Genomic DNA, 20,856 nt, shown 5'->3' on the forward strand with positions numbered 1-20,856 from the left:
CTTTACATCAGGTTCAATCTTACTTGGCGTCGTACATCGCCATCACGTCCTTGCGGAAGGCGGCGCCGCTGTCGGGGCGGGCGTAGAACATGTGGCCGCCGGGGTACATGCGCAGCTTCACCCGCTCCGCCACGCCATAGGTCGGCATCTGGTCGATCAGCATGCGCGAGCCGAAGTAGGGGCAGGACAGGTCGTTCCAGCCGTGGACGATGGTCACCGCCATCTTGGGATCGTTGGCGATGGCCTTGCGCAGGTCGGTGACGGGATTATCGGTGTCGTCCCGGTCCCACAGCTTGTTGACCTCATACGACAGGGCGTTGTAGCGCGCCTCCACCTTCCAGCCGACCTGGTTGGTGACGAAGTCGGCCATGGCCGAGGTGGTGGGCGCGATCAGGCCGTCCAGCAGCGGGTCGTTGTACCGGGCCTCGGCGCTGGAGGGGAACGGATCGAAGGCGGTGACGTTGCTGTCGTAGACCGACCCCACCTTGCCGTCGGCGCGGTGGATTTCCCGCAGGTAGGTGCCGATGTCCACCCGGCCGTTCATGCGGCGCACCAGCTTGGGATCCAGGCCGGTCAGCTCCGCCACCTTGGCGGACAGGCGGTCGGTGGCGGCCTTGTCGCGCGGGCCGGCCATCAGATCCTGCATGAACTCGGTGCGGTCGTACTTCTCGACCGGGCCCATGGTGGTCTCGTTCAGGGGCTTGCCCTGGCGCTCGAAATTGCCGGCGGCCATGGCGGTCAGGTTGATCATCCACGGCAGGGGCGACAGGGCGTCGGCCTCACCGATGGCCGGCGGGTCCAGGTAGGGCGACACCAGGGTCATGCCCGACACGCCCACGCCGATGCGGCTTTGCAGGTAATAGGCCAGGCGCGGCAGGCGATAGCCGCCGTAGCTCTCGCCCACCAGGTACTTCTTGCTGGTCAGGCGGTTGTTAGTCAGCAGCCAGTCATAGATGATGCGGCTGAGGTAATGGATGTCGGAATCGGCCGTGTAGAAGGCCTTTTTGGTCTGTTCCTCATCCACCTTGGTGCGGGAGAAGCCGGTGCCGATGGGGTCGATGAAGACCAGGTCGGTGAAGTCCAGCCAGCTGTTGGCGTTGTCCTTCAGGATGGCCGGGTCGGACGGGCTGTCGCCGGCCTTGCCGAAGGCCACCTGCTTCGGCCCAATGGCGCCAAGGTTCAGATAGACGGAGGAGGCGCCGGGGCCGCCGTTGAAGGCGAAGGTCACCGGGCGCGCGGCGGCGCCGGAACCGGCCACTGTGTAGGCGGTGTACACCACCTCGCCGATGGTCTTGCCCTTCTCGTCCTTCACCGGCAGGGAGCCGACGGTGGCCGTGTACTCGACGCGCTTGCCGGCGATGGTGGCCGTCTGCTTGACCGACTTCGGGGCCGGGAACGGCGCCAGCTCGCCGTCATCCTTCGGCGCCTCCTTGCCCGGCTTGTCGGCGGGTTTGTCGGCGGCATAGGTGGGCGCGCCCATGGCCATCAGCAGGGCGAAGCACGAGACGAACGTAGTGATGCGCATGAAGGATGGTCCCCCTGATCGGTCGGCATCTTTGTGCCTGATGGCGACTTTTAGACCATGGTCGCCACCGACCCCGCAAGCCCGTGGCATTCCCTGCGGCATCGGGGTGCCAGTTACACCGGACCCTGGGTTGATGAATGGCCCCATGGCGGCACCGAGCGCAACCGGCGGGGGCCCGGCCCGCCGTCGCCCGGGATATCGTATCCGTAAATAGGCCAGGTGAGTCGCGGTCGCCGGGCCTCAGAAGCCACGCGGATAGGGGATGGTGCGCAGCCAGTTGCGGATGGTCGCCAGCTCATCGGCGGTGGCATGGCGCCGGGCGGTGGCGGGACTAAGGGGCGGCATGGCCGGTGGACTGCCGTCGGTACCCGGTGACAGCTTGGACACAAGCGGACACTGCTGGGTGATCTGCTCATCGCTCATGGTGGCGTAAGGCTTGTCCGGAATCAGCTGGACGTCGCCTTTTCCGTACGGGTTGGCGATGGAGGCCAGCAGTTCCGGCTCGGTCTCCCAGCTATAGCGGCCTTGGGCATCGTGGCGGCCGTAGATTTCGATCCGCTCCTGGATATCGTCCTGGGACGCGGTGATGGTGAACAGGATGGTCTGCACGTCGGCGAAGGTCGGCGGGTTGGCCATGGGGATGTTCCTTCATGTGCGGGCCGGGCGGCGAGGTAAGCGGGTCACGACGCCGTCCGGCCGGATGGGGTGGTTGGGTCAGCCAGCGGCCAGCGTCAGCATGCGCCGCGCGGTCTTCAGCGCCGCCTGCTCCGCCGGTGACGTCGCCGGCAGGGTGTCCAGCAGGCGGGCCAGGCGGGCACGCTGATCCGGCGGCAGATCGCGGCCATGGTCCAGGACATAGGCGCCGACGGCGGCGATGGCCTGTGCCTTCAGCTCCGCCGGGGCCGTCCTGTCCCGGTCCAGGCTGCCCACCACGGCCTCAAAGGCCGCTTCGTTCAGGTGGCGCAGGCTGTTGACGGCCGCGGCGCGGGCATCGACCGTGGCCTTGGCGTCCGCCGCCAGCCCCTTCACCAGGCTGATGGTGGCCGCGTCGCCGCTGTGGGACAGCACGGTGGCCGCCAGCGCCTTGGTTTTCCACCAGTCGATGCCCGCGCTGGTGGGCGTCGTAGCGCTCGCCTTCAGAAGGCGGCGCATGGTGTCCAGGGTCACCGCCTTGTCAAAGGGCGTGGCGCAACTGGCGTTGGCCTTGCCATGGACATGGCGGCTGTTGGCGGCCGGCACCGCCTCGAACAGGTTGGTAGAGGCGACGAAGGCCGCCGCATCCTGCGGGAAGATGCGCACGGCGTCGGTGGACTTGGCCAGGAAGTGCTGCAGTTCCACCGTCAGGCCGCCCACGACGCACGGGTTGTTGTCGGGCACGCCGTTGCGGGCGGTGGCGTACAGACCCTTGTCCAGCACCGACACCGTTTTGGGCGCGGGCGGCGGCGCCGTTTCCGCCGGCATGTCGACCGGACGGTTGGCAAACATCTCCATGGCGCGCACCCGTTCCACCGCATGAGCCAGCGTGGGGTGCTTGGCGTCACCCTCGACCTTGTAGGCCGTCTCCACCGCGTAAGCCGTGTCGACGCGGGCCAGGATGTCCAGGGCTGCCGCCCGCACCTCCGCATCCTCGGCCGTCGCCAGCGCCACCGCCTGGATGGCGGACTTGGCCGACGCGTCGGATGCCGCCGCCAGATCCACCTGCGCGGCCTGCTCCACCCGTTCCGCCACCGGGCGGTCCTTGGCCAGGAAGGTGGTCATGGCCGTGGCGGTGGGCGCCACGTCGCCCTGGAAGGGCTGGCTCTGCTGCTTGGGTGACCAGGGCAGGTTGTCATAGCCCACACCGGCGTCGGTATCCGGCGTGACATAGCCGGCGTAGTCGATCAGCTCACCCGGCGTGGGCTTGGCCGGCGTCTGTGGCCACAGGCCCGGCACGCCGGAGGGGGCGAAGGGCCCGCCCACCGTCTGCGGCGGCCGGCGGGCGCTGAAGGTTTCAACCGGCTTGGGCTGAATCTCCTCGTTCCACGGCCACATGGTGTCGCGCAGGTGGTGGCCCAGCGGATTGGTCTTGTTGCTGGGGTTGCCGTCGGCATAGGCGTCGTTGGGCCAGTACTGCGCCGGGTCTGCGCCGTCGGAGCGGAAGCGGTCGTAATGCTGCTGCCAGGCCGCCCACAGCCAGTCGAAATAGGTGTGGAAGGGCCAGAACATGGGGTCGCTGGGCGAGATCATGCAGTTGGACATCCACACGCCGGACCAGCCGTGCCCGATGTTGTGGGGGTTGGCCTCGACAGAACCGGCCATGAAGGAATAGTTGGACTTCAGCCCCGCCTTGGATTTGTCCAGCAGCATGCCCGGCGTGTTGAACAGCTTGACGTTGTTGCGGTCCTGCCGCCAGCGCATCAGCGGCCCGCGGCCCGGCATGTTCCAGCCGTACAGCGGGTTGCCGGCGTCGAAGCGGATCAGGTCCGTGGCCATGAAGTCCGGATCGCCGGCCACGGTATTGGCACCGGTGAAGTCGGCATGGAACACCGTCGCCCCATCCTTGCCCGGCGAGTAGTACATGGGCCAGTAGGGCAGCGTGACCGAGGGGTCCACCTTCTGCAGCGCCCGCTCCAGCTCCAGCAGGAAGGCGCGGTGCCAGGCGACGAAGGCCGCCGCCTTGTGCTCCTGGTCCGGATAGCCGATGTCCGCCGGTTCCGCGAAGCCGCGGGCGCCGATGTCATGCATATCGACCAGGAAGGTGTAGGTGTCGCGCCAGCGCGGGTCGGGCGATTTCTGGAAGCGCAGGGCCGCCAGGGCCCACAGGAAGCGGCTGCGCTCCTCCGCGCTCAGCGTTTCCTCATTGCGGCGCACGCGCACCATGACCTGGGCGCCACCCATCACCGGCCCCGTGGCTGTGCCCTGGTGGGCGACGATGGCGGTGTCCTTGTCGTCGCGGCTGAAGTGCGGGAAGTCACCGGCCACGACGATGGGCTGGGGCGTACCGTCGCCCTTCAGCGTCAGGATGATCTGGTCCTTGGCGCCGCCGCCCTCCACCGCCTTCTTGTACTCGTCCGCCGTGAGGGCGAAGTTGACATGGCCCTTGCCCTCGGCCGGGGCGGCGGCGTTGGTCAGCACCACGGTGACGGTCGCCCCCGGCGGCAGGGTACCGGGGCGGACACGCACCAACGTCGGGCTGGGCGCCCAGGTAACATAGTCGAAGTGCGCGCCCGTCCGGGCATCGCCATGGACCAGGATTTCCACCTGCGCGCTCGCGCCATCGGCCGCGGTCTGCGCGCCGGCCGTTGCCGACAGCCCCACCCCCAGCGCCACGGCCGCGCACATGCTGACCCGCCGGGCTATCGCCTTCATCGATCGCCGCATCCCGTCCCCCTCCAGAGCGTCCGGCAATTTACCCGCCATGAACGCATTAATAATTAAATTAACAACCTGGAGTATGGATGCCGCCGCTCGTTCGGCCAAGAGGGTATTATGTAACGAGTTCTTACAATGGAGATACTCAACCTGAGAGAACTGACACCACGGTCCTGGGAATGATCAAGGTCGCACCAAAACATATGTTTTTTTGAGAACATGTGTTTATAACCCCTTGTGATCTCGCCAGCCGGACACCCCATGACCGATCTTAGCGACCAGGAACGCGCGGTATTGGCCGCCATCGAGGCCAACCCCTTCGTCAGCCAGCAGGACATGGCCGACACCCTGGGCCTGGCCCGCTCCACCATTGCCGCCCACGTGGTCAGCCTGACGCAGAAAGGCCGGCTGCTGGGCCGGGGCTATATCCTGCCGGCGGGGCGCCGCGTGGTCTGCCTGGGCGGGGCGGTGCTGGACCGCAAGTACCAAGCGCTGGCCCCCCTGGTGCCCGCCACCTCCAACCCCGTGACCGGCGTGCGCAGCCCCGGCGGCGTCGCCCGCAACGTGGCGGAGAACCTGGCCCGCCTGGCGGTGCCCACCGCCCTGGTCTCCCTGGTGGGGGAGGATGAGGCCGGCCGCGAAATCCTGAACCACCTGCGCGGCCTCGGCGTGGATGTCAGCCAGACGGCGGCGACAGCAGAGGCGCCAACCGCCGAATACGCCGCCATCCTGGGCCCGGATGGCGACCTGGCGGTGGCCGCAGCCGACATGCGCATCTTCGACCTGTTCACCCCCGCCTTGCTGGACCGCGCCTGGCCACACCTGGCAGCGGCCAACTGGGTCTTCGCCGACTGCAACCTGCCGGCGGAAACGGTGGCGGCCCTGGTCACGCGGCGGCGGGGCGCCCGGTTCCACCTGGCCATCGACGCTGTCTCCATCCCCAAGCTGGCGCGCCTGCCGCGGGACCTGGCGGGCATCGACCTGCTGTTCATGAATCTGGACGAGGCCAACGCCCTGCTGGGCACCCATCATGAGGGGTTGGAGGGCGCCCAGGCGGCGGCCCATGGCCTGAGGGCCCGTGGGGCGGCCGGCGCCGTGGTCACCCTGGGCGCCCAGGGCACGGCCGTCGCCGGCGACGACAGCGCCGCCACCTTCGCGGCCATACCCGCCCAGCCCGTCGACACCACCGGCGCCGGCGATGCCATGATCGCCGGCACCCTGTTCCGCTTGGTGGCCGGCGATGGCCTGCTGGCCGCCGCCAGGATGGGCGCCCTGGTGGGGGCGCTGACCACCGAAAGCAAAGCCAGCGTCCATCCCGGCCTGTCGCCGCAATTGCTGGCCGCCAACCTGCACCGCCTGACGATTTGAGGTCCCCGATGTCTCTCCTGAAGCCCGTCCTCAGCCCCGAGGTCGCCGATGCGCTGGCCGCCGGCCGGCCGGTGGTGGCGCTGGAATCCACCATCATCACCCACGGCATGCCCTATCCCGCCAATCTGGAAACAGCGCTGGCGGTGGAGGATGTGGTGCGCGCCAACGGCGCCGTGCCCGCCACCATCGCCGTGGTGCGGGGCGTGGCCCGCGCCGGCCTGACGGTGGCGGAGCTTGAGGACCTGGCCCAGGCCAAGGGCGTGGTGAAGGCGTCCAGCCGGGATCTCGCCGCCGTCATGGTGCGGCGGGGCAGCGCCGGCACCACGGTGTCCGCCACCATGCGCCTCGCCGACCTGGCCGGCATCCCCCTGTTCGCCACCGGCGGCGTGGGCGGCGTGCACCGCGGGGCGGAGGCCACCTTCGACATCTCCGCCGACCTGACGGAGCTGGGGCGCACGCCCACCACCGTGGTCTGCGCCGGCGTGAAGTCCATTCTGGACATCCCCAAGACGCTGGAGTTCCTGGAAACCCAGCGCGTGCCCGTCATCGCCTATGGCAGCGACGACTTTCCCGCCTTCTTCACCCGCAGCAGCGGCCACAAGGCCGACCATCGCCTGGACAGCGCGGAGGAGATCGCCGCCACCATGCGCCTGCATCGGGACCTGGGCTGCGGCACCGGCATCATGATCGCCAACCCCATCCCGGAAGCCGACGCCCTGGACCCCGCCTTCATCGACGGCACCATCGCGGACGCGGTGGCGGAGGCCGAAGCCCGGGGCATCAGCCGCAAGGACCTGACGCCCTTCCTGCTGGCCCGCATCAATGAGTTATCGGGGGGCCGTAGCCTGACGGCCAACATCGCCCTGGTGAAGAACAACGCCGCCTTGGCCGCCCGCATCGCCGTGGCCTACGCCGCTGGCTGAGGCCCGCTTGACAGGGGCCAACTTGACAGCGGGGCGGCCCCCGGCGGACCTTCATGGCGAATGGTCCGATCAGCCTGAAGGAAAGCCATGCGCCGTCCCGTGTTGCCGCAGCGCCTGTTGCCGCAGCGAGTGCGGGTGGCGTTCCAGCGCCGGGCGGACTGGCTGCCGGCCGCGCGGCGCGTGGCGATCTACGGCCTGGCGCTGGCCGTGGGCACGGCGGTCCTGCAGTGGCTGGATTACCAGCGCCTGGCCCGCGCCCATTCCGACGACATCTATATCCTCCTGATCGCGGCGGCCTTCCTGGCCCTGGGCGTGATGGTTGGGATGCGGCTCATGCGCCCCGCCCCGCCGCTGCCGGCGGAGGGCAACGTCCAGGCCCAGGCCGGCCTGGGCATCAGCGCGCGCGAGATGGCCGTGCTGCGTGAGCTGGCGGCCGGACGCTCCAACAAGGAGATCGCGCTGGTGCTGGACATCTCACCCAACACGGTGAAGACGCACCTGGCCCGCCTGTTCGAGAAGCTGGGCGCCCAACGCCGCACCGACGCCGTCAACCGCGCCCGCGAGTTGGGTCTAGTGCCCTGAATAACGGGTGATTCCGGCCAAATCACCCGTTTGGGCGATTGCCCGCGGCCGGAATCGCGGGGCACTGAGGGGCACGGACCACACGCAACCAAAGGGGCCTTCGCATGCTGCGCAAAATCCTGACCTACGGACTGGCGGCCGGCCTCATCTCCGGCCTGGCCATGGGGGTGCTGACCACGGTTCCGCACGGCCACCTGCCCATGGCCGTGGAGATGGCCCTGGGTTACGCCACCATGCTGGTGGCGCTCAGCACCATCTTCCTGGCGGTGAAGCGCCACCGCGACACCGCCCTGGGCGGCGTCATCCGTTTCTGGCCCGCCCTGTTCCTGGGCCTGGGCATCAGCGTCGTCGGCGGGGTGATCTACGCCCTGGCGTGGGAGGTGACGCAGGCCCTGAACCACATGGACTATGTCAACGACTACGCCCAGGCCATGATCAGCCAGGAGAAGGCCAAGGGCGCCTCGGACGAGGCCCTGGCCGCCCTGACGGCGGAGATGGACAAGATGAGGGCGAAATACGCCAACCCCTTCTACCGCCTCTCCTTGACCTTCAATGAGATCTTCCCCGTCGGCGTGCTGGTGTCGCTGGTTTCCGCCGGCCTGCTGCGCAACAGCCGCTTCTGGCCCGCCCGGCGCGCGCCGGTCCTGGCCTGATCAGAAGGCGCAGACATCGGGGTGCAGCAGCGGCCCGGCCTTCAACCAGACACGGGCGCCCTGCCCGCCGGTACGGACCACCAGGTCCTGGCCGGCGGGCAGGCGCAGCCAGGACTGGGAGTGGAACGCCTCGCCCTTTTCCATAAAGCCGCCGGCCACGACCAGCAGTTCCAGGCCCTGCGGATTGGTCACACGCACTTCGGCATCCGGCCCCCAGTCCTCCAGCCGCACCTCCTCATGCCCGTCGGCGAACAGGCTCAGGGCGCGCTCAACGCCGGGGCGGACGGGCAACGCCGCCCCCTCGCCGGGCTGGAGGACGACGCGGGCCTGATCATCGGCCCGGAACTGCCACAGCTTCACGAAGATGACGCAGCCAGGGACGGAACCGGGGGCATGGGCCGTGCCGGGCGGGTTGCGGACATAGGTGCCGGCGGGGAAATCGCCCGTTTCATCCTGAAACACGCCATCCAGCACCAGGAACTCCTCCCCGCCTGGGTGGCCGTGGGTGGGGAAGCGGCTGCCGGCGGCATAGCGGACGATGGAGGTGGCGCGCGCCTTCTCATCCCCGATGCGCGACAGCATACGGCGCCCCACGCCCGGCGATGGGCTGGGCACCCAATCCATGCCACCGGCATGCACCGCCGTACGCACGGCAAGATCGTCATTCAGCCGCATCATCGCGCATCCTCCGTCACCTCGTGGCCCCCTCCACTCACGGGCCATCCGCCTCTGGCGCCACGTCGCCCACGGCCGCCGCCAGCGGCCGGGCGTCCTGCACCAGGTGGACTAGCACCCGGCCCGGCTCCTCGCCATACATCATATGGGCGGAGTTCTCGAACCAGACGAAGCGCTTGGACGGCGCCGACAGCCTGCGGAACCAGGCCTGCACCGGCTCCGACGGCGTGGTGTAGTCATGCCGGCCGGCGAAGATGATGAGGGGGCAGTCCAGCTTCGTCAGACTGGTGAAATTGGCCCCGGCCAGGTCGGGCAGCAGCTTGGGCAGGGAAAAGCCGCTGCCCTGGTCGATGGCCTTGAAGTCGGTATCGGAATAGTCCGGCGAAATCTTTTCGGCGTTTTCCCAATAGTCGTAATTGTCGCGGCCATAGGTCAGGCCACCGAACTTCACGGACCACTTGCGCTCCACCCCCAGCTTATCGATGGGCAGGCTGCCGTCCTTTTCCGGATAGGGGGCGATGGCCTCAAGCTCCTTCAGCGCCTGGGCGTCGCCCCGCCGCCTCGCCTCGTCCAGCACCCAGGCGTAGTTGACCTTCTCCGCCGCCACCGTGTCGATGATCTGGCCGGCACCGATATAGGCGTACAGCCAGTCGGGCCGCCGGGCGGCCAGGCTCAGGCCGATGATGGTGCCCCAGGAGTGGCCGATGGCGAAAACCTTCTGCTTGCCATAGGTGGCGCGCAGATAGCCCACCAGCTCCTCCGCGTCGCGCACGATGCGGTCGGCGCTCAAGGTGGGTGCGATCTTGGCCGGATCGTTCAGCAGATAGGTCTTGCCCGCCCCGCGCTGGTCCCACTCCACCACGGTGAAATAGTCGGTCCACGGCGCCTCGAACAGATAGCGGGTAGGCAGCTCGGGCGCCGCCGGGCCGCCGTGGATCACCAGCAGGATGGGGTTGCGCCTGTCCTTGCCGCGCACGGTGATCCATTGCTGGATGCCGCCGATCTCCACCGCCTTGGCCTCGTCGATGCCATTGGCGGAGACCACCTTGCCCACCGTGCCCAGGATAGCGCGGGTGTCGGGCGGCAGGGACGCCAGGGCCGGTACCGCGAGGGTGGCGATGGCCACCGCGATGGCGACGGATTTCAGACTCGGACCACGCATGCACTTCCCCTCCGTTCAAAGATTTTGGGGTGCAGGCTAGCGGCCGGTCCCGGTCAGGGCAAATCCATCCAGTCGCTTTCCCCACCGATGGGGTCGCCCGGCGGCACCTCCACCGAGCGCGGATGGTCGGCCAGCAGCTTGTCCGCCTGCTGTGGGTCCAGCAGCCGGCGCGACAGGCTGAGGGCCCAGGCGCGTTCGTCGGCATCGCCCCGGCCTTTGGCCAGGGTCTCCGCCACCTCGTGTACCCGCTGGTCCAGCAGGGCCGCCACCTCCGGCGTGGTGCCGGAACGGCGGGCCACCTGGGCCATGGTGACGATGGCGCGATAGGCGACGCGGCGGCTGACGGCATCGCTCCTGTCCGGCAGCACGGCGGCGGTCAGCCGCTCCAGCACCTCAGCCAGCCCCAGCGCCTGCGGATCGGCGGCGTGCTGTGCAGCCAGCCGGGCGAGACGCGTGGGCGCCAGCAGGGTGTTGAGGGTGACGGAGGCCGCGACGTCCGCCGCCACCAGCGGGTCGAACACCGGCCCGCCGGCGGTGGCGAACAGCTCGATATCGAACTGGCGGTTGTCGCTGCCGTTGCGGGCGGCCGACAGCAGGGGCAACAGGCCGGCCGGCACGCGCAGCTGGTCGGCCGACAGGGTGGAGAGCAGGGCCGACAGGGCGGCACGCTGGGTTTCCGCCGGCACGGGCGCAGACACCTCCCGACCGTCGCCCTTCACCGAATAGGCGAAGGTGACGCCGCCCACCGATTTGGCGGCGGCGTTCACCTGATAGCGGTGCAGCAGCCATATGGGCACGAAGCGCCGGCGCAGCTCCGCCACCGCCTCCCCCGGCGCCAGCGCTTTCAGGCCGAACTGGTCGATGGCGGCACGACGCACGCCCATCAGGCGGGTCAGCTCCGCCACCGGATCGGCGCCGTCGTCCCACAGGCCGCCCCAAGGCTGGGCCGTGTCCGGGCGGCGGGCATTGTCATCCTGCACATAGCGCAGGCCGGCGGCCACCGCCGCCGCGGCCTTGGCATCGGCCGCCACCTGGTCGTCCTGGCCGGTGGGCGCGGTCCCATACAGCCAATCCACCGTCGCCTTATCCCAGGCGCCCACGCCGGTGCCATAGGCGTCCGACAGGTCAGGATGGCCATCGACCAAACCGATACGCGGGGCGGGATAATCCATGACCGAGGCGCGGCCCTGCGTGCTGGCGGCGAAGTTGTGGGCGAAGCCCAGCGCGTGCCCCACCTCATGCGCGCCCAACTGGCGCAGGCGGGCCAGCGCCACCTGGACCGGGTCGTTCGGCCCGCCGGTCCCCACCTTGTCCGCCCCCACGAGGCCTTCGAAGATCAGGATGTCCTGCCGCACCCGTTCGGAGCCCAGGACCACCATGCCCTTCACGATCTCACCCGTGCGCGGGTCCACGATCTCCTGCCCGTAGGACCAGCCGCGGGTGGCGCGGTCCACCCAGTTGACGATGTTGTAGCGCACGTCCATCGGATCCACGCCGTCGGGTAGCGGCTCCGCCCGGAAGGCGTCGATGTAGCCGGCGGCCTCGAAGGCCTGGGCCCACCAGTTGATGCCCTCCAGCAGGGCGGTGCGCATGGGCTCCGGCACCGTGCGGTCCAGGTAGAAGACGATGGGCTTCTTGACGCGGGAGCGGGCGGCGGACGGGTCCACCTTTTCCAGGCGGAAGCGGTTGGCCACATCGTGTACCACGTCCTGGCCCAGGGGCCGCCCGTAATCCACCGCCTGGGTGGAGAAGCCGCCCATGCGCGGGTCGAAGGCGCGCGGGGTGAAGCCGGGGGCCGGCAGGCGCACGAAACTGTGATGGACGGTGAAGCTGACCTGCCGGGCGTCCGGGGCGATGTTCTCCACCTCCGCTCCCGGATGGTCGGAGGTGTAGGTCTGGATGGCGTCAACCTCCAGATTGTCAGGGAACAGCTTGAGCGAGGTGGGATCGGCGGCGCTGAGGCCCCCGTCCAGCCTGAAGCCCTTGCCCGCCCCCTGCGGCGCGCCACCGGTGCCGATGGCATCGCCCTCCTGCCCCAGCGACTTGGCAATGCCCAGCATGTCGGCGGTCAGGAACTTGGCGATGTCCACCGCCACCCGCCCGTCGGGCAAGGGCACGACGTCCCCCATCCACACGATGGAGGTGGCGAAGTCGGCGCTGGGGCCGGACGCCGCGGGGTTGCGGAAGCGGGGGTTTTCGAACTGGATGGCGACCTTGGCGCCCAGCAGGCGGAAGGCCAGCACCTGCGTCTGCCCGATGCGCCCCCGGTCCAGGAAGGTGGGGGCGGAACCCAGGCCGGTGCGCAGCGCCGGCGTGTAGAGGTACCGCGCCATCACGCCGTCGGCAGCAGGCGCCGGCAGGGTCAGGAAGATCTTGCCCGCGGCCTTGTCCACCCGCACCGGCAGCAGGCCGTCCTGCGCCGGCAGATCCCGCAAGGCCGCGGCTGGCCCGGACGGCGCCCCGGCAGGTACCGCCGCCAAGGCGACGGGTGCTGTGGAGACGGGTGCTGTGGAAAAGACCAACACGGCGGCCCACACGGCCAGCGATGACGTGCGCAACGGATGTCCCCCAATAGTCCCCTGTTTGGACGCACGATGTGCCGAAATGCGGCCACCACACAAGGGTTGGCTGAATTAGTCCCTTGAAAAACCTTTTCGTATCCGACGGATATCCATTATTCCTGACCAGAAGATAGCGTGTTGGTAGCGACACGCCGGTGCTAAGACACGTCATACCTGTTATGGTTCCGATGTCGAACGGACGATGGGCGGCAGCATCTTGAGCGTTAAGCGCGTAAGTGGGTTGGTCCTCAGCGGATTGCGGCTGTGCCGTGTCGTCTTGCTGCTTGGGCTTGTCGCCCTGCCGTCGCTTACCCGCGCGGCGCCGGCGGAACGCTGGTCCGGCTTGGCCGAAACGGTGTTTCAGAATTACGGCCGTGACCAGGGCCTGCCCCATCCCGTGCCCACCGCCCTGGCGCAGGACCATGACGGCTTCATCTGGGTGGGAACCCAGGGCGGCCTCGCCCGCTGGGACGGCTATCGCTTCAAAAGCTACACCGCCAGCCAGGACGTGCCGGGCAGCCTGCCCAGCGACTTCATCAAAAGCCTGTTCATCGACCCCAAGGGACGGTTGTGGGTGGGTGCCAACAGCCTGTCATTGTATGACGCCGCCGGCGACCGGTTCGAGACCATCCCCCTGGGCGCCATCAACGGGCGGCCGGACATCGGAGCCATCACCGACGATGGTGCCGGGGGATTGTGGATCGGCACCGACGACGGGCTGCGCCACCTGGACATCGACAGCCGGGCGGTGACCGTGCTGCGCGCCGGGGCACCGGAAGCGGGCGGCCTGCCCGCTGGCCGGGTGCAGGCGGTGCTGCGCGACGGCGCCGGCGGCCTGTGGGTGGGGACGGCGCAAGGCCTGGCCTACCGCAAGCCCGGCGGCAATGGCTTCACGGCCGTGGCGCTGGGCGAGACGCCGCAAACGAACGTCTCGGTCCTGTTCCAGGACGGCGAGGGCCGCATCTGGGTCGGCACCATTCGATATGGACTCTACACCATAGACCGGCCAGGTGCCGTCCCCCGGGCGGTCAACCCGGCCGCCACCGAGCTGACGGGCTGGATCTCCGCCATCTGCGCCTCGGGCCCGCATGAAATCTGGGTGGGCCTGCGCAACCGCAGCATTATCGCCATCGACACCCGATCCGGCGCCATGCGCCCCATACGCCACGACCGCGCCCAGCCCAACAGCCTGGCCCATGACGACATTTGGGCCCTGCTGCGGGACAGCGCCGGCTCAATCTGGGTGGGGGGCACCGGCGGCCTCAGCTATCACCCGCACGACGCCGGCCTGGTCGCCACCGTCTTCGGCGGCAGCCGGCGGGAAGGCTTGAGCGCCAGCGACGTGTTCGCCCTGCTGTCCGCGCGGGATGGCCGCGCGTGGCTGGGCTATTTCGACGGCGGCATCGATGTCGTCGATCCGATGGCGGGTCGGGTGGCAGCCCTGCGCCCCGATCCCAGCCAGCCGGAAGACGCCCTTCCGCCCGACATCGTCTTCTCCCTGGCACAGGATGAGGCGGGTCGCGTCTATATCGCCACGCGACGGGGCCTGTACCGCGCCGATCCGGCGGCCAGTGCCGTGCGGCGCGTCACCCTGCCCGGCGGCCGCGACCCGGCCGCCGCCACCATGTCGCTCATCGTCAGCGACGGCATGCTGTGGGTAGGCGGGGAGGAGGACGGGCTGCGCGGCTACACGCTGGACGGTCCCGGCGGCACGCCCGGCCGCCTGGTGTTCGGCGCCACGCCGGCCGACCAGGCCCAGTTATCCGACCGCACCATCCGCGCCCTGCTGTCCGGCGCCGGGCGGGACCTCTGGGTCGGCACGCGCAATGGCCTGAACCACATCGACATCGCCACCGGCGCCGTGGAACGCATCCCCCCGGCCCCCGGCGACCCCCAGGGCCTGCCGGACCCCTATGTCAGCAGCCTGCTGGTGGACCGTCAGGGCCGCCTCTGGGTCGGCACCTTCGGCGGCGGCTTGGCGCTGATGACCGGCCGGGACGCCGATGGCAGGCCGCGCTTCCGCCACTTCGGTCTGGCCCAGGGCATGCCCCACGCCAATGTCTGCAGCCTGGCCATGGACGGCGACGGCGTCATTTGGGCCGGCACCGATGACGGGCTGGCCCGCATCGATCCCGACACGCTGGAGGTCCGCGCGGTGCGCCGCGCCGACGGTTCCGCCCTGGTCGACTATTTCGTGGGCGCCAGCGCCGCCACCCCGGCGGGGGAGGCGCTGTTCGGGTCCAAGGGCGGCATGACCGTGGTGCGCCCAGGCAGCCTGCCCGCCTGGCGCTTTCCAGCCCCGGTGGTCATCACCGATCTGCGGGTGGGCGGCCACCCCATGCCCGTGGCCAGGGTGGGCGCGACCGGTCCCCTGGTGCTGACGCCCGAGACCAACAGCCTGGCGGTGGAATTCGCCGCCCTGGATTACACCGCCCCAGTCCGCAACCGCTACGCCTATCGGCTGGAGGGGTATGACGCCGATTGGATCGAGGCGGACGTGAACCGCCGCCTGGCCGTCTACACCAACCTGCCGCCCGGCGACTACACCCTGCGCCTGCGGGGCAGCAACCGCGACGGCGTGTGGACGGAGCGGGACCTGACCCTGCCCCTGCGCGTGATGCCGGCCTGGTACCAGCGCCTGTGGCTGCGCCTGCTGGCGGTGGCGCTGACGGTGGTGGCGGTGACGCTGCTGGTGCGCTGGCGCACCAGCTATCTGCGCCGACGGCAGGCGGAACTGGAAAACCAGATCGCCGACCGCACCGCGGACTTGCGCGCCGCCAACGACCGCCTGACCCACCTGGCCACCACCGACCCGCTGACCGGCTGCGCCAACCGCCGCCATTTCATGGAGCGGGCGCACGACATGATCGCGCTGGCCAGTCGTCATGGCACGCCTCTGACCCTGGCCATCCTGGACCTCGACGAGTTCAAGCGCGTGAACGATACCCACGGCCATCCCGGCGGCGACGCCGTGCTGGCCCTCACGGGACGCGTCCTCGCCAGCCATGTGCGCTCCACCGACTTGGTGGGCCGCATCGGCGGGGAGGAGTTCGCGCTGCTGATGCCCCACACCGCTGCCCACGGCGCCCGCCTGCTGGCCGACCGCCTGCGCCAGGCCATCAGCGACGAACGCGTGGCAACCGATGGCGGCGCAACGATCCGCGTCACCGCCAGCCTGGGCCTGGCCGAATTGCGCGACGGCGAGGATTTGGACGCCCTCTACGCCCGCGCCGACGCCGCCCTGTACGTCGCCAAGCAATCCGGCCGCAACCGGGTGGAGATGACACGCTCCGCGGAGTGAGAGCCGGGTTCAGCCCAGGGCGATGGCCGAACCGGTGAAGGGCAGGACCACGTCATAGCCGGGCGGCGGCGGGGTGACCGGTGTGGCGGCGGCGGTGCCGAACTGGGTGATGCCCCGGCCGATATGATGCGCCAGGTCATGGCGGTCCCCGGCGAAGTCGAACGGGACGCTGGCCACCAGGCGCGCGGAAAACACGTTGGTGGCGAACACCGGCGCCGGCGTGGCGCCGACGGCGACCGCCACGGTGGTGCCCACCGCCAGGCTGGCGCGGCGAAACGTGGCGATACGCTCGCCCTCCATGAACGAGGCCGGGTTATCGAAGGTGGCCGCCGGCCGGCGCTGCAGATACAGCGAGAACTCCCCCACCGGATCCAGGCCCAGCGTCAGCGCCCCGTTGTCGACCTGCGCCGCCTTGAACGGCCGGGCGGCGAAGGTGAAATGCGCTGTTTTCTCCGACGGCGTGCCGTCGAACAGCGGCACCCCGTCGAACGGAAGGTGCAGAAAATAGCCGTAGTCGGCCAGTTCCCCGTCCTTGGTGCCGTAGAAGCGGCCGGTGGCGTACCAGGCAAGCTCGGCGGGAAGCAGGGCGGTCATGGGCGGTCCTTCCGGGATGGTCGCAATCTGGCTCCAGCCTGGCACAGGCCACCCTGGCCCGGAATCTCCCTTGACGAGATAATCCGGGCCAGCATGCCCGCCTAACGTACCTTCCCGGCCGCATTCTCCAGCACCACCCGGGACAGCACCGCTGTGTCCGTTGTGGTCGGCAGGTGGGAGACGAAGCCGATGCCGGCGTAGAAGGGCTCGGTGAGTTTCAGGGAAATGGGGGCGCCGTAGGGGTGCATCGGCTCCCCCTGCTCGCTGACCCACAGGGTGAAGGCGTCGCCCTTCTTCTCGATGCCGATGCGCTGGGGATGCAGGGTGACCAGGCCGGCGACAGCCTCTCCCTTCAGGGCGCCGCGGCTGCCGACCTTATATTCCATGTCCACCATCTCGGCCCCCTTGGCCGGACGCCAGGCGATGTGGAACATGCCGGTGCCATGCAGGCCCACCACCATCTCCGGCGCGTCGTCGTCCAGGCTCTGGCGGATGACCAGCAGCGCCTTGCGGTCGCCGTAGCCCACCTGGTTGGGGAAGGCGACGTCCGCCGCCAGCGACACGTCGCCGGACATCTTCTTCCACAGGAAACGGAACTCATCCCGGCCGTACCACATGTTGTAGCCGGCCGAGGTGACGGTGTAGCGGCCGTCCTGGACCGTTCCCTGGCCCGGCACCAGGGTGCCGCCCACGTCCGCCTGGCCATCGAACAGGCCGATGGGCTGGGCCTCAACGCGCGTGGGGCGGTGGAAGCCCGCCGGCGGGGCCACCTGACGATGGCCGGGATAGTCGGGATAGGCCCAGTCCGGCGCCGTGGGCGTGCCGGGCGCGCTATTGGCGGGCGAAGTGCCGGGCACCTCTTGCGCCGCCGCCGGAAGGATGACCATGAGGCAGGCGGCCAGTACAATCATGCGATGCTTCATCTCGTTCTTCCCAATCTTGAGGACGCCGCTCACTTCTCGGGATCGGGTGCACCGAACGGGGTGCAGCAGGGCGTGCCGATGGCATGCAGTTCCATCAGTTCCGCCCGGGTGCCGTCGGGATCGATCAGGTTCATCTGCCACTTCGCGTCGCGCCCGATCTTGGGCAGGTTGTCCTGGCCCTTCAGCCGGTCGCCGTTCCACAGCAGGGTGTAGGCGGCCTCCGCGTTGGGAATGGCCAGGGCGAAGTGGTTGAAGACGCCCAGGGTGGCCTGCGATAGGTCGGGCGGGATGCCTTTCGTGTCCGGCGTGCCCACCACCATGTATTCGATCCAGTCGCGGCCGTCGGGCAGCTGCAGGGAAATCCAGGTGGGCTTGTCATCCTCCATCCCGCCCGCCCAATAGGGATGCAGCCCCAGAATCTGCTGGTAGAAACCGTCTTCCAGCGCCCGGTTATGGACGATGAAGCCGAAATGCATGATGTGATTGGAGAGGGCGTTGGGCGGGATGCTGGGCGGCGTGGCCGGCGCCTGCACGAACTGCATCACCGTGCCCTCGGGATCGGTCACGTCGAACCAGCGGCTGCCGTCCGACCCCTGCTGCACCTTGCCCGGCACCGCAATCTTTTTGGCGATCAGATAGTCGCGCATGGCGGCGACGTCGGGGGTGTTGAAGGCGCCATGGGCCAGGCGGTTGATGCCGGTGTACCCCGCCGGCAGGGGCAGCACCTCCACGAACTGCGTGGGGCTGAAGTAATAGCGCACGCCGGCCGGGTTTTCCGGATCCGGCAGCTTGGTGGCGCCCAGGTCGTGGACGTAGAACGCCTCCGACTTCGCCATGTCCGCCGCGTAGATCGCCAGATGCGAGACGGCGACGATGGGCGGCCGCGCCCCTCCTGCACCCCCAGGGGTGGCCGCCTGCGCCATGCCGCACAAGCCCGCAAACGCCAGCGCGGCGATGATGGTTCCTTTCATGGTTCCTCCCTGTTTTGTTTTACGTTGAAGATCAGATTTCCAGCGCCACCACCTCATATTCGTCCAGGCTGGGCACGGTGAATTCCACCACCGCCCCCTCCTGTCGAAAGGGCAGCGGCTGGCCGGCGCGCAGCAGGCTCGCCTGCCGGATGGGCTTTGGTGACGGCAGGGTCATGCGCACCAATTGCGGCCCCAGCGGGTTCAACCCACGGGCAGCGGTGGCGCGGAAACCGGGGCTGGTGTGATTGACCAGGTGAAGGGCGTAACCCGGCTCCGTCTCCCACCCGAACACCTCCACCAAGCCCGGGCCCTGCACGGTGATGGGCGGGGCCGGCGCCAGCCAGCGCAGGGCATTGGTGACAAGATCACCCAGGTCGGCGGCGCCGGAGCGCCAGTAGCCGGCCTCCACATCCGCCGCCAGGTACACCAGACGCGCCCCACCCGCCTGGCGCACCGCGAGGGTGGGCTGGTCGGTGTGCGGCTGGCGGCTGTAGACGCCCTCCGTCGGGTACCAGGGATACTGCGCGACATGGGTCAGCAGGGGCGGGCCGTCGATGGTGATGGGCACGCGGCAGCTGGAGCCCTGGATCCAATCCGTCTCATCGAACCCCGCCAGGATGGGATGGCGCCGCTCGATGCGCTGGATGGCGCTGGATCCGGGGAAGCGGGGCTGATTGGGCGTGGCCCCCTGGCCGAAACTTTCGCGCTTGCCGGCGCGCCGCATGCCGAACAAGGGGCCCAGGGCGAAGTCGTCACGCGGCCGCCCGGTTTCGTCATACAGCCCGGTCTCGAAGGTCGCCAGCACGCTGCCGCCGGCCTTGGCGAAGGCCGTCACGGCAGCGGCCTGGGCGTCGCCCATCAGCGCGATGTTGGGCAGTACCAGGGTCTGGTATCGGCCCAGTGTGGCCGCGTTCAGGTCACGATCCAGCACCACGTCGAAAGGGATGCGCGCCTCGGTCAGCAGTTGGTACATGCCCTGGACGGCGTCCAGCGCGTCCGTGCCCGCCGGCGGATCGTACAGGCGGTTGCCGCGCTGGGACACTACCAGCGCCACGCTGGCGATCGAACGACGGTTGTGGAAATGACGGTCGTTGGCGGCCTGCCAGGCCAGCACCTCCCGCCCCACCTTCTGCCAGCGCCGGTCCTCGATGAAGCCCTGCTGATAGCCCAGCCAGTGGTAATGGACCACCCCGCCCGCCGCCAGCGTCTGGTGGATGCGCGAGCGCACCTCCACCGCGTTGCCGGTGACGTTACGCCAGCGGATGTCGCCGGCGATCTCATACCCCGCCGTGATGTTGGTGACGGGGCGGTCACCCCCTTCTCCAGCAGGGGAATTGCCAACGATCGCCTTGCCGATGCGGGTCTGCTGGCTCGCATCCCAGGCGGGGGCGCCGATGCCGCCGCGCCCTTGGTTGTCGGCCATGAACCAGGGGGCGGTGGCGGCCAGGGCCGACAGGTCCAGGTTGCCGCCGCGGAAGCCGCCGCCCAGGTTGCCGGTGAAGATCAGCCGGGCGTCATGCTTCTTCACCAGGGCGTCGTAGCGGCCCCACAGATCCACCGCCCGCTTCAGGAAAGCATCCTCATACGCCCGGCTGTGCGGGTCGCCGATGGTGCGGCAGATGGGGCAATAGCAGACGACGGCGTCCGGGCTGGGCCAACCGTTGCTGTAGATGCCGTCGATGGGGTAGCGGCTGAGCACCTCATCGAACAGGGCCGGCACGAACTGGGTGTAATAGTCGCTGAACTGGCAGGTGGGCGCGAACTCCGACGAGGCCGACGGGTCGTCCGGCGCCCCCACCAGGGAGCGGCGGACCAGGGCGCCATCCTGGGTGCGGCAGAACCAGTCGGGATGCCTGTCCGCCAGCTGGCTCTTGGCGATATCGATGCTGAAGCGGCCCATGACGCGGATGCCCCGCGCCTTGGCCGCCGCCACACATTCCCCGAACACGTCCCGGCCCTTCAGCCAGGCGCTGACCGGCAGGTCGGGCAGGCCCGTGGGATAAAAGGCCACCACGTTGGTGCCGCTGAGATAAGTCATCTGCGCCTGGCATGAGGCCAGGTAGTCCACCCATTTCCCGACGTCGAAAGTCTCGGGGTCGCGCTCGTTGAAATTGACGTGGACGATGCGCTTCATGCGCTGGTGCCAGGCGTCGGGCGGGTAGGCGCCCGCCCCCGGCCTTGGCGCCGCCCAGGCAGTGCCGGCATTCAAGGCAGCCAGCGCCGCCCCGGCCATCAGGGCGAACTCTCGGCGGTTGGTCTCCATCCTC

Annotated in this window: 15 protein-coding genes; 5 read left to right on the forward strand and 10 right to left on the reverse strand. The window is 69.2% G+C overall.

Annotation, left to right across the window (positions count from 1 at the left end):
- Window positions 1-19 precede the first annotated feature (19 nt).
- The 3 genes from FBZ87_RS07420 to FBZ87_RS07430 all read right to left on the reverse strand — a co-directional run bounded on the left by FBZ87_RS07420 (window position 20) and on the right by FBZ87_RS07430 (window position 4,873).
- The gene (locus FBZ87_RS07420; protein ID WP_088871246.1) at window positions 20-1,525 is read right to left on the reverse strand and encodes a S10 family peptidase; all 1,506 of its coding nucleotides are present in this window, start codon (window positions 1,523-1,525) and stop codon (window positions 20-22) included.
- A gap of 240 nt (window positions 1,526-1,765) precedes the next feature.
- Window positions 1,766-2,161, reverse strand: a complete 396-nt coding sequence (locus tag FBZ87_RS07425) for a hypothetical protein (protein WP_145609658.1) — start codon at window positions 2,159-2,161, stop codon at window positions 1,766-1,768.
- A 78-nt stretch (window positions 2,162-2,239) separates the two neighbouring features.
- A complete protein-coding gene (locus FBZ87_RS07430) occupies window positions 2,240-4,873 on the reverse strand; it encodes a tyrosinase family protein (protein ID WP_186454629.1) in 2,634 nt (877 codons plus the stop codon).
- Between the two features lie 264 nt (window positions 4,874-5,137).
- On the opposite strand from FBZ87_RS07430, the gene FBZ87_RS07435 reads away from it, so the two are divergent.
- The 4 genes from FBZ87_RS07435 (at window position 5,138) to FBZ87_RS07450 (ending at window position 8,402) form a co-directional block, all read left to right on the forward strand.
- The gene (locus FBZ87_RS07435) at window positions 5,138-6,244 is read left to right on the forward strand and encodes a carbohydrate kinase (RefSeq protein WP_145609660.1); all 1,107 of its coding nucleotides are present in this window, start codon (window positions 5,138-5,140) and stop codon (window positions 6,242-6,244) included.
- A gap of 8 nt (window positions 6,245-6,252) precedes the next feature.
- Window positions 6,253-7,167, forward strand: coding sequence for a pseudouridine-5'-phosphate glycosidase (locus FBZ87_RS07440; RefSeq protein WP_145609661.1), 915 nt, complete (start codon window positions 6,253-6,255; stop codon window positions 7,165-7,167).
- A gap of 87 nt (window positions 7,168-7,254) precedes the next feature.
- Window positions 7,255-7,749 (forward strand): helix-turn-helix transcriptional regulator, encoded by a 495-nt coding sequence (locus tag FBZ87_RS30025; RefSeq protein ID WP_145609662.1) that lies wholly within the window; start codon window positions 7,255-7,257, stop codon window positions 7,747-7,749.
- Window positions 7,750-7,853: 104 nt separating this feature from the next.
- Entirely contained in the window at window positions 7,854-8,402 is a 549-nt protein-coding gene (locus FBZ87_RS07450) for a DUF4199 domain-containing protein (RefSeq protein ID WP_040849108.1), read from the forward strand.
- Here the strand turns inward: FBZ87_RS07450 and FBZ87_RS07455 are convergent, their stop codons facing one another.
- Genes FBZ87_RS07455 through FBZ87_RS07465 form a run of 3 tightly spaced genes read right to left on the reverse strand, consistent with a single transcriptional unit; the run spans window position 8,403 to window position 12,797 of the window.
- Window positions 8,403-9,080, reverse strand: a complete 678-nt coding sequence (locus FBZ87_RS07455; RefSeq protein ID WP_211106864.1) for a cupin domain-containing protein — start codon at window positions 9,078-9,080, stop codon at window positions 8,403-8,405.
- Window positions 9,081-9,114: 34 nt separating this feature from the next.
- A complete protein-coding gene (locus FBZ87_RS07460; RefSeq protein ID WP_145609663.1) occupies window positions 9,115-10,239 on the reverse strand; it encodes an alpha/beta fold hydrolase in 1,125 nt (374 codons plus the stop codon).
- Window positions 10,240-10,292: 53 nt separating this feature from the next.
- Entirely contained in the window at window positions 10,293-12,797 is a 2,505-nt protein-coding gene (locus FBZ87_RS07465) for a zinc-dependent metalloprotease (RefSeq protein ID WP_211106865.1), read from the reverse strand.
- A gap of 280 nt (window positions 12,798-13,077) precedes the next feature.
- Here FBZ87_RS07465 and FBZ87_RS07470 point away from each other — a divergent pair, with 280 nt between their 5' ends.
- Window positions 13,078-16,101 (forward strand): ligand-binding sensor domain-containing diguanylate cyclase, encoded by a 3,024-nt coding sequence (locus FBZ87_RS07470; RefSeq protein ID WP_211106866.1) that lies wholly within the window; start codon window positions 13,078-13,080, stop codon window positions 16,099-16,101.
- A 9-nt stretch (window positions 16,102-16,110) separates the two neighbouring features.
- On the opposite strand, the gene FBZ87_RS07475 is transcribed toward FBZ87_RS07470, so the two are convergent.
- The 4 genes from FBZ87_RS07475 to FBZ87_RS07490 form a co-directional block, all read right to left on the reverse strand.
- Entirely contained in the window at window positions 16,111-16,695 is a 585-nt protein-coding gene (locus tag FBZ87_RS07475; protein ID WP_145609665.1) for a hypothetical protein, read from the reverse strand.
- A 101-nt stretch (window positions 16,696-16,796) separates the two neighbouring features.
- Window positions 16,797-17,618, reverse strand: a complete 822-nt coding sequence (locus tag FBZ87_RS07480; protein WP_246134282.1) for a biopolymer transporter Tol — start codon at window positions 17,616-17,618, stop codon at window positions 16,797-16,799.
- A 29-nt stretch (window positions 17,619-17,647) separates the two neighbouring features.
- Window positions 17,648-18,589: a VOC family protein gene (locus tag FBZ87_RS07485; RefSeq protein WP_211106867.1), complete on the reverse strand. Its 942-nt coding sequence runs from the start codon at window positions 18,587-18,589 to the stop codon at window positions 17,648-17,650.
- A 31-nt stretch (window positions 18,590-18,620) separates the two neighbouring features.
- Complete coding sequence (locus FBZ87_RS07490) at window positions 18,621-20,852, reverse strand: alpha-amylase family protein (protein WP_145609666.1); 2,232 nt, start codon at window positions 20,850-20,852, stop codon at window positions 18,621-18,623.
- Between the last annotated feature and the right edge of the window lie 4 nt (window positions 20,853-20,856).

This window comes from Nitrospirillum amazonense (assembly GCF_007828035.1).
Classification (GTDB): domain Bacteria; phylum Pseudomonadota; class Alphaproteobacteria; order Azospirillales; family Azospirillaceae; genus Nitrospirillum; species Nitrospirillum amazonense.